This window comes from Bacillus sp. D48C, from assembly GCF_053345735.1.
Map to the genome: position 1 here is coordinate 75,694 of NZ_JBKFAQ010000009.1, position 13,611 is coordinate 89,304.

Here is a 13,611-nt window from a genome sequence, read left to right on the forward strand (position 1 = left end):
AAATATCTCAACTTATACAAGCAGGTGAAATATGCGTACACTTTATCATCCAAATCGAGAAGAAATTCAATTTTCTTCTGTCTTATATGCACTTAGCGATCAAATTCGTTTACAAATTGTAAATATGTTACTAGAGAAAAACGAACAATCTTGTGGCGCTTTAAACATTCCTATTGCGAAATCAACTTTATCTCACCATTTCAAAGTTTTACGTGAGTCAGGTGTTATGTACACGCGCCTTGAAGGAACACAACGTTTCATTTCAATTCGTGAAGAAGATTTAAATGCTAGATTCCCAGGTTTGTTACAAGTTGTATTACATGCGACAGAGCCATATTAAAAAACATCTCATATGAATATGAGATGTTTTTTAATATGGCTATTCTTTTAATAAATCTATTAATCCATTTCCTTCAGATGTACGTTCGTACCCTAAAGGTACAGTTCTTTTAATGAGTTGTGCATATATTTCCGGCTCCGATAACTTTCGACCATATTCTTTCTCACACTGTTTAATGAGCAAGGCGAGCGCTCCAGCAACATGCGGCGTCGCCATGGAAGTTCCACTTAACACAGCATATTTCCCATCTGGATACGTAGATAATATTTCATCACCTGGCGCTACTAGATCAATTTCTTGATTTGAATTACTAAAACATGTAATCTTCCGCTCTAAATTAACAGCACCAACTTCAATTACCTCAGAATAAGCACCTGGGAAATCTAATTCCTCTGTTTCATCATCGCAATCTCCATTATTTCCAGCAGCACATACAACGAGAACATCCTGATTTACCGCATTTTGAATTGCTTCATGTAATTCTGGAACATCTTGCGGACCACCAAGTGACATTGAAATAATTCTCACTTTCTCTTGATTCGGCCCTCTCCAATTTACAGCATAATGAATTGCCTCAATAATTTGCTCATAACTTCCAGAACCATCTCCCGCTAAAACTTTTAATACTAACATTTTAGCAAGTGGTGCAACTCCTAATACACCGACACCATTTTCAGTCGCGGCAATCGTGCCCGCTACATGAGTACCATGTCCGTTATTATCAAGATACACATTTGGATCAGCTTCATAATCTTTTGTGAAATTTCTTCCGCCGATAATACGATCCTTTAAATCTATATGATTGGTATCACACCCTGTATCTAATACGGCAACGACTACATCTTGCCCCTTCACACTCTTTTCCCATACTTGTGGAGCGTGAATCAGTTGTACACCTGGTGGAATTTCATTTACTTGCTCTACCACCTTATTTACGGTAAACGGAATCAATTGTATACCTTTTTGCTTATTCACTGTACTACTCATCGTAATCCCTCCTGAAAATGTATTATTTTCATTTCAGACCACTTTTGAATACTTGTAAATGTAACATTCGTTTTATTCTTTTTGTTTTCCTTCTTTTCAAATATTTCTCAACATCATTAACTAACTCTATACTACTTTTTTATTTCCCCTATGATTTGTAGGAAGTAACAGCCCGTGTCGTTCAACTAATAACCAAAATAAGAGGACCAATTAATGGTCCTCTTACAGTCTTTTAAAAAAATGATATGTAATTTGAAAAATAATATAAATTAAGACTAAACCTCACTCTTGTTTAAAAACTTTTCTATTTCTTTTACTAAATATTCCGCTCCCTCTATCCCAACAGTAATATTTCCATTTGCTAATGATATGTTCTGTTCTGAAACATCACCTGTGATTTGGCAAGCATTGTAAGGTTGATATTTTTGCAAAATGATTTTATCTGCTTCTACAAAAATTTCAAGCGGTGATTTGATTTGTATTCCCAATACATCGCGTAATTCTTTAGGGATAACAATTCGTCCTAATTCGTCTACTTTTCGAATAACTCCTGTTGCTTTCATAGTTCTCCCCCCTTACTCTCTATTAATTTTTCCACCTCGCTTTTTCCATTTTATCACTTTTTGACAATACTTGCCTCTTTTTAGAAAATTTTGTACTCGAGTTAAAAAAACACATTTAATGCATACGTAATCTCTCTTTCAATTGTTTTACATAACGGGATCTTATAAGTAAGAAGTATACAACTTGAATACCTATGAAAATACTTAATACAACTGTATTTTCTTTAAACAATGAGTACTCAAACATTTGCCCTAACGCCGTTAAGGCTACTGCCCCATGTAATGTTGCAACACCAATTGGAACGAAGAATAAAAGCGCCAATCGAATTGTAACTACCTTCGATAATTCCCCACTCGTCAATCCAACTTTTCGAATCATTTCGAACAAGCGAACATCATCCTCCAAATCGGAGAATAAACGGAAGTAAAGGAAACTTCCTGCGCAAACGAAAAATACTATACCAATAAAGAAACCTACAAATAAAATCGGTCCTGCAATTTGTAAACTTTGGTTTTGTTCGTACTCTTCCGCACTAAACGTTGAATGTTCTTGATGCGGTTTAATTTGATGCGTAAGCTCTTTACCAATTTCAATCTCATCTTTCATTCTTTCAGTTTTATACATATAATCTTTTGTCTCTATAAATCCATCTTGTAATGAATCATATTGATTATTAGAGATTACATAAACATTTCCTCTTAATATTTTCCCCAATGAAGATGAAGTAACTTTTTTCACCTTTAAATGTTCATTCATATTGGGTAAAGTAATTTCTTTTCTTTCTTTCATCGCCGGCCCTGGTATATTAGCTGACAAAAATACAACCTCTTTATTTGCTACAGTATTAAATGGTTCTCCTGTTAACTTTGCATATTCCTTATAGTCTGATTCTTTTATAAAAGTGGCGCTTCTTAACGACTGTTCCTCCGTTTTCTTTGTCGAAATATTAGTTTTTGAAGCTGCTATATTATGTTTCTTTAATCCTTTGTCAATCATTTGTATATGTTGTGATTCGTTACTATTCCCTTGCTTAGAATGGTAATGAAACGCAATTGGTCTCTCCATTATCTCTTTCGTCATGGATGCGAAGCCAACTAATGTCCCTATTGCTGAAAATGCTACAGTAGAAATAATGGTTACAATAAAGAACATTCTTGCGTTATCTCTCATGCGATACGCTAAATCTGATAACGTAATAATATTAGTCTGTGTCCAATAGAAACGTTTACTTTTTTTACATAATCGAATAATAAAGACACTCAGCTGCTTGTACAACAAATACGTCCCAATAGTAACTACCGTTGTAACAGGAATCATCATAATAAATACCATTGCGCCATGCGATAGAAGAGCTCCTATATAGCCAGCACTAAGCAACACTACTGCTAATATTGAAGAAATGATTGATGCTTTCGGTTCCGGTTTTGCCTCTGCTGATCCTCTAAACAACTTCATAATTTTATTTTTACGAATCATTCCTGCACTAAACAATGATATGATCATAAATAATATGAAAAACATAATACTCGTTACAACAATTGCTTTCATCGGTATGTAATAGGATAAGGAGATATCTAGTTTTAATATCATCGGGGCGGCAAATATTAATACCCCTGAAAATAACATACCTGAAAGAATACCAAAAATAATTGCCCCTATTCCAATCATAATATTTTCAAAAAAGATAAGACGCTTTAATTGATATTTCGTCATACCTAGCATCATTAAAATTCCTAGCTCACGCTTTCTCGTTTTTAAAAACATTCCCATCGAATATAAAATAAAGAAGAATGTAAATAAGTAAATAATAGACTGTGCAAAAGACATACTTACGAATACGTACTGCCCCAATTCTCCTGCACTTAATGCCGGATGAAACGCAAAAAATGAATACACAAAAAAGGCCATAATTGCAAATGCACTACTTAAAAAATAGGCTGAGTATGTCCGTCTATTTCGCGTTACATTCCGATATGCGAGTTCTCTAATGTTCATATTACTTCTCCGCCCTTCTTTCTACTAACTATGTTTTTATATTAGTAAAGTACGGAAATACCTTCCATCGATTCAAATGACAAAAACCTTACATTTTTGAAAGGTTTAAAAAAATTGATTATGCGTAGTACTTTATTTATAATGACTACATTCATATTCATACACACATCCTATTGTATATTCGTTAGTTTTGCGAAATAATAAAGGATAGAAGTATGTACCAATATAATACATAATTTTTTTTACCGCTTTAATATGAATAGGAGGAAAATATAATGACATTACAAGAACAGATTATGAAAGCATTACATGTTCAGCCTGTAATTGATCCAAAAGTTGAAATTCGTAAACGAGTTGATTTCTTAAAAGATTATGTAAAAAAAACAGGTGCAAAAGGATTTGTACTTGGGATTAGCGGCGGCCAAGACTCTACATTAGCAGGACGCTTAGCACAACTTGCAGTTGAAGAAATTCGTAACGAAGGTGGTAACGCAACGTTTATCGCTGTACGTCTTCCTTATAAAGTACAAAAGGATGAAGATGACGCACAATTAGCGTTACAATTTATTCAAGCTGATCAATCAACTGCATTTGATATCGCTTCAACCGTTGATGCTTTTTCAAATCAATACGAGAACTTATTAGGTGAATCATTAACTGATTTCAATAAAGGTAACGTGAAAGCTCGTATCCGTATGGTTACACAATATGCAATTGGTGGACAAAAAGGGCTACTTGTTATCGGAACAGATCACGCTGCAGAAGCTGTAACAGGGTTCTTTACAAAATTCGGAGATGGTGGTGCAGATTTATTACCATTAACGGGATTAACGAAGCGCCAGGGACGTGCATTATTACAAGAGTTAGGTGCAGACGAGCGACTGTACTTAAAAATGCCAACAGCTGATTTATTAGATGAAAAACCGGGTCAAGCTGATGAAACAGAGTTAGGTATTACTTATGATCAATTAGATGATTATTTAGAAGGTAAAGCAGTTCCAGCTGACGTTGCAGAGAAAATTGAAAAACGTTACACAGTAAGTGAGCATAAAAGACAAGTACCAGCGTCAATGTTTGATGATTGGTGGAAATAGAACATAAAAAAAGAAGCTAATCTTTTAGCTTCTTTTTTTATGTTAGCGATATACCCCTACTCTTTTCTCCAATAAATCTTGCAAGCAATCTTCATGTTGTTTACAAAATAACGGTGGCATGTCGTCTAACGGGAAAAACTTCAAATCTAACGTTTCATCACCATCTACTTTTTTGTCGCCTCCAACTATTGAGCATGAAAAACACATCACAATTGACTGTGCCTTATCTCCATTTGGATATGATTGAAAATATTTTGTATACACTCCAATAAGCTCATTTATTTCTACATCATACCCGGTTTCTTCTTTTATTTCTCGAATCGCAGTTTCCGCAGCCGATTCTCCTATCTCCATTGCGCCACCTGGAAATCCCCAAGCGTTAAAGTCTCCTCTTTTTTGCAATAATACTTCTCCCTCTTTATTAAATACACAACCACCGGCAAAATTTAAGAAAACATAATCATGCCCTACTTTTTCACGTAATTCTTTTATATAGTTGGCCATTCTCTTTCCCCTTTTCATACTTCTATCACTATTTCTTATCTTTTTCAAGCAACTCAATAATTCGATCTAGCTTCTGGTTCATATTAATTACATAGTGTTTCTTTGCAGCGCTGCTTTGTAATACTCTTCTAATAAACAAAGTAAATGATATGAAAAACAAAACGATAAGTCTGATTACTAAACAAGTATATATCAATGTAAATATATTACTTTCGAACAAGTTCATTCAGCATTCACATCTTCTCCTTTTTATTTTATCACATAATTAACAATTTTTAAAATTAAACAACAAATATAAAAAGAGCATCTTTTACAGATGCTCTTTCTCATTACTTAATACGTAAATGTAATTGTCGCTAATGAATAACCGGCCATTGCACTATATGGTGCTACTTGATAAGACACACGCTTTGCACCTTTTGGCCAATTTATTTCATTTAATACTTTCTTTATATCTTGCATCGCTCCATCCATGGACTGCTTATATCGTACTTCTACTTTTTCTGGTTTGGCTGCAAACTGTTGCTGTAACTTTTTCTTAAATTCATTATAATTTTCTGCTCCGTATTCCGCAGATAAGTATTGTAAATTTGTTTCTTTTAACATTTGCTCATATACGACAGTTTTTGAGCTACCAGCTTTTATTTTATTTGTTAATTCACCAAAATAACTTGTAGTTGCTGCTGGATATTTACTACGATCCCAGTCGTGATCTTTACTTAACTGTTCGTCAGACATATTAAAATATGAGTAAGTTACACGCCCTGCTTTATCTGGTACTGGATCATCAAATGTAGTATCTAGGTGATACCATTTGTTTTCAATGTTTACTAAATTCCACGCGTGAGCTTGTCCGTTTCCTGTGCCTGTTACAATATGATTTTGAATACCTGCCTCTTTTAACAACTCATACGTTAATAGTGTATATCCTTGGCAAACGGCAGAACGATTCGCTAATGCTTCATATGCCGTATACGCTTGATAAGACGTATCATAAGACACATGCTTAACAACGTAATCGTGAATAGCTTTTACTTTCTCATGCTCATCCATCCCTGGTTTTACAATTGATCCAACAATTGCTTTCGCCTGAGCTTTTACATATTGAGTTTGTTCTTTTGATTCACGGTATTTTACTTGCAGTGTAAACGTATAGTCCCCTGGCATTCCTTTAATAGAATATCTAGTAGACGCTACATTATATTTTACATACTCATCAGCATCTACAATTTTATTAAACTCACCATACAATTGATCCATAATATTTCTAGCATTTCTATCTTTTGTTTTATATGTGATTGTAATATTTTCTTCTCGATTATCAATCTGTTTTTTTAATTCTTTTCTGAAATCATCTAATAACTTTACATCTGATTGTGCTGTCACTGTAGTCGGATTTGTAGCTGCATAAGATACAGATGACGCTTGTAAGCCTCCCATTACTATAGTTGAACAAAGTGCGGCAGCTGTCACATACTTACTTGTCTTTCCCATCTTGTCACTCCTTATATTCTATAACTATACGAAAAAGTATCGTATAGTTTCAGAGTATACAATACTTTTTCGTATAGGTCATATGAGATTATGCATATTAACTAATTCACATAAAAAGGTTGTTCTTTTAAAAAGAACAACCTTTTTTCATTAGCAAGTTTGTAATACGCAGCATGTATTTTCAAAACGTCGATTTTTCAAATCTTCATTACTAATGCAGAAATATAGCATTCCTAGTTCTCCCCAAACCATATTACAATTTTTATGATCTGAATCAATTTGGAATAAAAGAGTCATTTGCTGCGGGTCTACTCCCATATATTCTCCTGTCTCATATAACACTTCTTCTTGTACAGAGAATGGCTCACCAAACATTTGATGGTTATCGTAGTTATCCGGAATTAGCTCTTCAAGTAATTGCAAGAAATGATCTGAATCAGCCTCATCTTCAATGAAAAGTTCTGGTAATTTGTATGTCAGTTCAAAAGTAATTGCACACTGGTTATATTTCGCTTGTATTTGATTTTCTCTTCGTAATTGCTCTACAGGAATATCATAATAAAGTACATGCCCAGCTTCTGTTAGGTTCACATTTTCTTCAAAATAATTTTCAATGCAAAAGAAATACAGCATCCCCGTTTTAGGAAGATTGTGATCCATACCAACATTTTGTATATCACTTAAGTTAAATTGCGCGATAAATTGTAGTGGATTTCCTTTATGCTTTGGATATTCAAATAAAGCTGGTAAATCTGGAAATCCCCCCATTTTCGAACTACCTATCGCAACAGTTTCCTGCTGCTTTGGCACAACTTTTATACAAGGAAATATAGTATTAATAAGTTCCTCTTTCAAGTGTGTTAGTTCATATTTATCAATTAATACTTCAATTTTTTTATTCATAAATTCTCCTTACATTTACATACTTATTTGTATCTTAGTACAAAGATTATACTTCATTCTTTACAAAATCAACAAGCCTCCAAAAAACGGGCTTATCCTTCGTACGCGAACAAGTTTAAATAAGCATACTATACATTGTTCCTACAAACACGATAATTCTTTAGTTCTTCCAGTACATTTTCCCCTCGTTCATTTTTAAATATAAGGAGGAATTCCACATGGGTTACGGATATAGTTGCTGTGGTTACGGATACGGTGGTGGCGGCGGTTGTGGTTACGGAGGTTTCGCTTTATTAATCGTTTTATTTATCCTTCTAATCATCATCGGAGCTAGTTGTTGGGGCGGCTTTGTAGGCTGCTAGTAAACTTAAAAACTATTGCAAAAAAAGCACGTACAATACGTGCTTTTTTGCCATTTCCAAATCTTTTATTCGAAAGGAAGTATGTTTAATGAAGATTGATGGTGTTTTTGAAGGAGGCGGTGTGCGCGGTATTGCGCATGTTGGGGCAATTTGCGCGTTAGCCGAAAAAGGTTATGAATGGGAACGTGTAGCTGGTACATCGGCTGGTTCGATTATTGCAGCGCTCCTAGCGGCAGGATATTCTTGTTCAGAGTTAAAAACGATTATAACTGATATTGATTATAATAAATTTATGAAAAGAACTTTTATTGATAGAATTCCTTTTATCGGTAAGGGACTAAGTGCATGGACTACTCTAGGTATATACTCTAATGTATTTATAGAAGAATGGATTGAAGAATTACTTCGGAAAAAAGGTGTTCATTTATTTACTGATTTACCAGATCTAAACAAACTCAAAATCATCGCCTCTGATATTAGTAATGGTAAAATGGTTGTCTTTCCTGACGACTTACCAAACTACGGATTTTTAAATTATCGCTTCTCTATTGCTAAAGCGGTAAGAATGAGTAGTACAATCCCCTTCTTCTTTGAACCCGTAAAATGGAGAACTCCAAAATGGAAGCAGCCTTGTTATATGGTTGATGGAGGAATTCTAAGTAATTATCCAATTTGGATCTTCGATTCACCTACCGCTCCTCGCTGGCCGACTTTCGGATTTCATTTTGTAAAGGATGAAATTCAAGCTGACCCTGCTCGCTATAACGAGCCTATTTCCATGTTCAAAGGACTATTTAAAACAATGATGCAAGCCCATGATTTACGTCATTTAGATAAGGAATCAAAAGCAAGAACCATTACAATTCCAACAGGAACGATTACAAGTACTAATTTTGAACTGACAAAGGAAGAAAAAGAATGGCTTTACAATTCTGGTTATAACTCTGCTAATAAATTTTTACAAGCTTGGAACTTTAGGCAATATATTGATGAATATAGAAAAGGGAATCAAGACCGAAAGACAAATCGATTTTTCCGTCAACTTGACTCATAATATTATTACTTTGCATATAAATACGAGAACGTTTAACAACCTAATAGTAAATAAGCCTAGTAATTTCTTATATTACTAGGCTTATTTACTTCCTATATAATCTCGTACATTGTTTAAGGATACGTTAACCCTTCGGCTTCTTCTGCAGTAATAACTATGTAACGATTTCCCGTTCTTAATCCTAACAGTTCTGCTTTTTCAATCGCCTCTTGCTTCGTCTCCGCATAAGCAGCTAAGTATTTATGTCCACCAATCATTTGGCAAATTACATATTGTTTCATGACTTTCTCCTCTTACTTTTTCATTAGTTGTGCAAGTTTTTTTATACCTATTTCAATTTCTTCTAACGTTGCATATGAATATGATAGGCGCAAAAATTGATTTGCACTTCTATCATACAAAGTACCTGGGTTTAATAAAACCTTTTCTCGCAGAGCTTTATCAAATAAACTACGATATGAAATGGGTACTTTTATATGTACCCATATATAAAACCCACCTGTTGGTTCATGCCAAGTTGCTATTTCACGAAGATATTTATCTAACATTAGTAACATAAAATCTCTTCGTTTTTTCAATTCACTTCTTACAAATCGTAAATGCTCATCATATAGACCATTTGTAAACCACTCTGCTGCAATTTGCTGGGATATAGAGCTTGAACCATAATCTGTTTGCATTTTTATGTCTGACAATCTTTGAATTACTGGCTCGGGTCCAACAATCCATCCAATTCTTAAACCTGGACTAATTACTTTGGACATGCTTCCAATATGTAATACGATTCCATTTTTATCATAGGCTTTTAAAGGTTTTGAACAAGGTGCATCAAACCATAAGTCTTGATACACTGCGTCCTCTATAATAGGTAATCCAATTTCATTACATACTTCCATTATTTCTTTTCGCCTCTTAGTATCCATACTAAAATTCGTCGGATTATGAAAAGACGGAATTGTATATAAAATAGAGGCATTAAATTGCTTCTTATATTTCTCAATAAATAATGGATGTAAGCCACTCTCATCCATTGGGATTCCAATTAAACGTATTCCTGCTGATTGAAAAACATTAAGTGAATATAAATAAGATGGTTTCTCTAATAAGATTGATGCCCCTTTCGAAAGAAGCCCCATAGAAATAAGTTGCAGCGCTTGAATTGCTCCCGAAACAATTAATATAGAGTCAGGAGATACATATACACCATGCCCCTTTAAGTATTCGGAAATCTTTTCCCTTAAATAAAGATTTCCTTTCGGCTCTTCATACCCAAGCGTCACATTTGACTTTAAAAGCTTATTCATAATTTCTTTCATCTTTGTCTCAGGTAAGAGACTCGGCGCGAGCTCACCTGTTCCTAACCGAATTACATGTGGATAAAATTCAGCTTGATTAATCTCTTGAATAGCTGGGAGATTCGGATAATGAACTCCTGTTTCTACATAAGACTGCCAATTAGGCGGGGGTGCGTAAGTTGAAGCATTCTCATTATTATTTACAACAATTGTTCCTTTCCTGCCATTCCCTTCAATATATCCCTTCGCAACTAGTTCATCGAAAGCCATTACAATTGTGCTTCGATTCACACCAAATGTATGGGCCAAATCTCTTTGTGAAGGTAATTTTGTTCCAACGGTCCATTCTCCATTAACGATCCTTTCTTTTATATACGTTTCTATTTGTTTATACAGCGGCGTCGCTAGAGACATATTCGGTTTCCAAACGAATCTTTCCATCATATCACCTTATATTCTTTTTGGTTGGTAACCTCCCCAACCATATGGATGGATACAAATTTTCATTTCTTCTATACAATATACACTATCATAATGAATTAAAATAGGAGGTAATATGATGAGTGAAGCAATTATTCATGGTATCATTCTTGCATTTGGACTTATCATTCCATTAGGTGTACAAAATGTTTTTGTCTTTAACCAAGGTGCAAGCCAACCAAACATTTGGAGGGCAGCCCCTGTAGTATTAACTGCCTCTATATGTGATACGTTACTCATATTGATTGCGGTGCAAGGTGTCTCCCTTGTACTCCTTACTTTTTCTTGGCTAACTAACTCGTTATATATAATTGGATTTTTCTTTCTCCTATATATGGGCTTTGTTATTTGGAGAAGTAACCCTTCCAACGATGTAAAACAAGAAAAAAGTATGCCCTTAAAAAAGCAAATCCTTTTCGCAGCATCAGTCTCATTATTAAATCCACATGCAATTTTAGACACAATCGGTGTAATTGGAACAAATTCTATTCAATACATAGGAAGTGAAAAATGGGCTTTCACACTTGCAACTATTATCGTTTCTTGGATTTGGTTTATAAGCTTAGCTTTAGCGGGGAAATTTCTAAAAAGACTAGACTCAACCGGAAAGGCAATCTTATTATTAAATAAATTTTCTGGTCTCATCATATGGGGTGTCGCGCTTTATATGTTAAAACAAGTTATTTATTCTTAATGAACGTAAGAGAATTGCATGTTACTGAAAACATCATGCAATTCTCTTATAAATTATGAAGTAGGTTCCGGTTTCTGTTTTACCGTCTTTTCATCTTTTGCTGGTTTAATCCAAATGATTGCTATAACAGCACCAATGGCAGCAAAAATACTTGTCAAATAAAACACTTCATGGTCCGCCCCTTTCATAAAAAAAGAATATAAAGGTGGTCCAGCTGCTACACCGATAAATCGCATTGAACTATAAAATGACGTAACCGTTCCCCTTTGCTCCTTTTCAATTCCTTGTGTAATGAGGGCATCTAAACATGGGAGTGCCATACCAATTCCTATCCCCATAATAACAAGACAAAGAAGTAGTAAATAAATCCCTTTTATAAATAAAGGAATGATGACTGATGCAGCTGCCATTAAAAAACCAATATAAATACACTTCTTCATAACATTTTGATTATCTCCAATTTTTTTACCGGCCATATATGAACTAAGTGACAGTACAAGTAACGGGATAGCAAGCACACACCCTTTCCATATACCATGAATGTCATACTTTGATTCCAGTATAGTCGACAAATAAAAGAGAATTCCGAATAAAATAAGCATAATAATTGCACCTAATGCAAAAATGGCAATTAACCATCTTCCCTTTTCTCGAAACGTAGAGATAATAGATTGAATAAACTCTTTTAGTGGTGGTACTTCCCCTTCTTGTTTTTTTGCCTTTACTAATACCAGCAATAAAACAATTGATACGACACATAAAACTGGAATCGCCCAAAATGGTAAGAACCATACAATGGCAGCAAGAGCAGATCCTAAAATAGGGCTCAGCACTTTTCCAAATGTATTGGATGTCTCAATGATTCCCAAACCTGTACTAACTTGTTTTTCATCTTTGTATAAATCACCAACACACGGTATAACAACCGGCATTGCACCAGCAGCACCAATACCTTGAATCGCTCTACCCATTAGTATCCAAATGTAGGGATTATCAACTTTCCAAGATACCCAACCAGTTATCGCTCCTCCTATAGCCGCAATCAGCAAACTCGGAACCATTACCATCTTTCGTCCCCATCTATCTGATAAATAACCAGCAATCGGTATAAGTAAAATGGCTACGATAGAGTAAATTGTAATAATCATGGATACTTGAAACGATGAAATATGTAATTTCTTTTCAATTGTCGGCAAGATTGGAATAAGCATTGAATTCCCTAATGTCATGACAAGTGGAACTGATGCAAGCGCAATTAAACAACAGTTTTCTTTTTTTAACATGTTGATTTCGGAACCTTTCATCATATATTTCTTACCATATAATAGCCCTGCTGGAACATAATTTTCATTCCACCAGGGCTATTACATCTTTAATACTTCCCATTCACAACAAAAGAAATTGGGTAAAATATAGTATTACTTCTATTCTTTGAATTCTGTTCGCTATATATCCATACCAATTAATTGAAAAAAAAAGAAAGGAAGAATCCTTCCTTTCTCCTATAACCTTCTACATTTAGCGAGTATATCCGCCACCAAGCTGTTGTTCTGCCATCGCTACTAGGCGTTTTGTGATTTCACCGCCTACAGAACCGTTTGCACGTGAAGAAGTATCAGCTCCCAGTTGTACACCGAACTCTTGTGCAATTTCATACTTCATTTGATCTAAAGCCGCTTGTGCTCCATGTGATGCTAATTGATTAGAATTACGATTTCTAGCCATTACCAATCACCTCCTTATTTATATATAAATTGTGTAAAATTCAAATTAAAATACATGGAAATTTTTGGTTATTATTTCACGATAAAAAAAGAGCCTCTAAACGAGACTCTCACATCATTT

16 protein-coding genes are annotated in these 13,611 nt (G+C 34.6%); 5 read left to right on the plus strand and 11 right to left on the minus strand.

Annotated features, from left to right (window positions below):
* The first annotated feature begins 31 nt into the window (after positions 1-31).
* The gene (locus ACLBXA_RS20600; RefSeq protein ID WP_001259903.1) at positions 32-340 is read left to right on the plus strand and encodes an ArsR/SmtB family transcription factor; all 309 of its coding nucleotides are present in this window, start codon (positions 32-34) and stop codon (positions 338-340) included.
* Between the two features lie 39 nt (positions 341-379).
* Here ACLBXA_RS20600 and ACLBXA_RS20605 read toward each other — a convergent pair whose 3' ends face one another.
* The 3 genes from ACLBXA_RS20605 to ACLBXA_RS20615 form a co-directional block, all read right to left on the minus strand.
* Positions 380-1,327: a serine protease gene (locus ACLBXA_RS20605; RefSeq protein WP_000099758.1), complete on the minus strand. Its 948-nt coding sequence runs from the start codon at positions 1,325-1,327 to the stop codon at positions 380-382.
* Between the two features lie 275 nt (positions 1,328-1,602).
* A complete protein-coding gene (locus ACLBXA_RS20610) occupies positions 1,603-1,890 on the minus strand; it encodes an AbrB/MazE/SpoVT family DNA-binding domain-containing protein (RefSeq protein WP_000648324.1) in 288 nt (95 codons plus the stop codon).
* A 115-nt stretch (positions 1,891-2,005) separates the two neighbouring features.
* Positions 2,006-3,886: an ABC transporter permease gene (locus ACLBXA_RS20615; RefSeq protein WP_017763049.1), complete on the minus strand. Its 1,881-nt coding sequence runs from the start codon at positions 3,884-3,886 to the stop codon at positions 2,006-2,008.
* A 275-nt stretch (positions 3,887-4,161) separates the two neighbouring features.
* Here ACLBXA_RS20615 and nadE point away from each other — a divergent pair, with 275 nt between their 5' ends.
* Positions 4,162-4,980, plus strand: coding sequence for an ammonia-dependent NAD(+) synthetase (nadE, locus tag ACLBXA_RS20620; RefSeq protein ID WP_000174897.1), 819 nt, complete (start codon positions 4,162-4,164; stop codon positions 4,978-4,980).
* A 42-nt stretch (positions 4,981-5,022) separates the two neighbouring features.
* Here nadE and ACLBXA_RS20625 read toward each other — a convergent pair whose 3' ends face one another.
* From ACLBXA_RS20625 to ACLBXA_RS20640, 4 genes are all read right to left on the minus strand, one after another.
* Positions 5,023-5,484, minus strand: a complete 462-nt coding sequence (locus tag ACLBXA_RS20625; RefSeq protein WP_000024996.1) for an NUDIX hydrolase — start codon at positions 5,482-5,484, stop codon at positions 5,023-5,025.
* Positions 5,485-5,512: 28 nt separating this feature from the next.
* The gene (locus ACLBXA_RS20630) at positions 5,513-5,710 is read right to left on the minus strand and encodes a DUF4083 domain-containing protein (RefSeq protein ID WP_014894789.1); all 198 of its coding nucleotides are present in this window, start codon (positions 5,708-5,710) and stop codon (positions 5,513-5,515) included.
* 107 nt (positions 5,711-5,817) lie between these two features.
* Positions 5,818-6,978 (minus strand): transglutaminase domain-containing protein, encoded by a 1,161-nt coding sequence (locus ACLBXA_RS20635; protein WP_000520849.1) that lies wholly within the window; start codon positions 6,976-6,978, stop codon positions 5,818-5,820.
* Between the two features lie 150 nt (positions 6,979-7,128).
* Positions 7,129-7,881, minus strand: a complete 753-nt coding sequence (locus ACLBXA_RS20640) for a YwqG family protein (protein WP_001034828.1) — start codon at positions 7,879-7,881, stop codon at positions 7,129-7,131.
* Positions 7,882-8,099: 218 nt separating this feature from the next.
* Here ACLBXA_RS20640 and ACLBXA_RS20645 point away from each other — a divergent pair, with 218 nt between their 5' ends.
* Both ACLBXA_RS20645 and ACLBXA_RS20650 read left to right on the plus strand, forming a co-directional pair.
* Entirely contained in the window at positions 8,100-8,243 is a 144-nt protein-coding gene (locus tag ACLBXA_RS20645) for a YjcZ family sporulation protein (protein WP_000540420.1), read from the plus strand.
* An 88-nt stretch (positions 8,244-8,331) separates the two neighbouring features.
* Entirely contained in the window at positions 8,332-9,297 is a 966-nt protein-coding gene (locus ACLBXA_RS20650; RefSeq protein WP_000686798.1) for a patatin-like phospholipase family protein, read from the plus strand.
* Between the two features lie 113 nt (positions 9,298-9,410).
* Here the strand turns inward: ACLBXA_RS20650 and ACLBXA_RS20655 are convergent, their stop codons facing one another.
* Together ACLBXA_RS20655 and ACLBXA_RS20660 are read right to left on the minus strand one after the other, a co-directional pair.
* Positions 9,411-9,578, minus strand: coding sequence for a DUF3933 family protein (locus ACLBXA_RS20655; protein WP_000816388.1), 168 nt, complete (start codon positions 9,576-9,578; stop codon positions 9,411-9,413).
* Positions 9,579-9,590: 12 nt separating this feature from the next.
* Entirely contained in the window at positions 9,591-11,033 is a 1,443-nt protein-coding gene (locus ACLBXA_RS20660) for an aminotransferase-like domain-containing protein (protein WP_002083275.1), read from the minus strand.
* 118 nt (positions 11,034-11,151) lie between these two features.
* Here ACLBXA_RS20660 and ACLBXA_RS20665 point away from each other — a divergent pair, with 118 nt between their 5' ends.
* On the plus strand, positions 11,152-11,766 hold the full coding sequence (locus ACLBXA_RS20665; RefSeq protein ID WP_001287302.1) for a LysE/ArgO family amino acid transporter: 615 nt from the start codon (positions 11,152-11,154) through the stop codon (positions 11,764-11,766).
* A gap of 53 nt (positions 11,767-11,819) precedes the next feature.
* Here the strand turns inward: ACLBXA_RS20665 and ACLBXA_RS20670 are convergent, their stop codons facing one another.
* Together ACLBXA_RS20670 and ACLBXA_RS20675 are read right to left on the minus strand one after the other, a co-directional pair.
* Positions 11,820-13,049, minus strand: a complete 1,230-nt coding sequence (locus ACLBXA_RS20670) for an MFS transporter (RefSeq protein ID WP_002083274.1) — start codon at positions 13,047-13,049, stop codon at positions 11,820-11,822.
* 235 nt (positions 13,050-13,284) lie between these two features.
* The gene (locus ACLBXA_RS20675; protein ID WP_000113545.1) at positions 13,285-13,491 is read right to left on the minus strand and encodes an alpha/beta-type small acid-soluble spore protein; all 207 of its coding nucleotides are present in this window, start codon (positions 13,489-13,491) and stop codon (positions 13,285-13,287) included.
* Between the last annotated feature and the right edge of the window lie 120 nt (positions 13,492-13,611).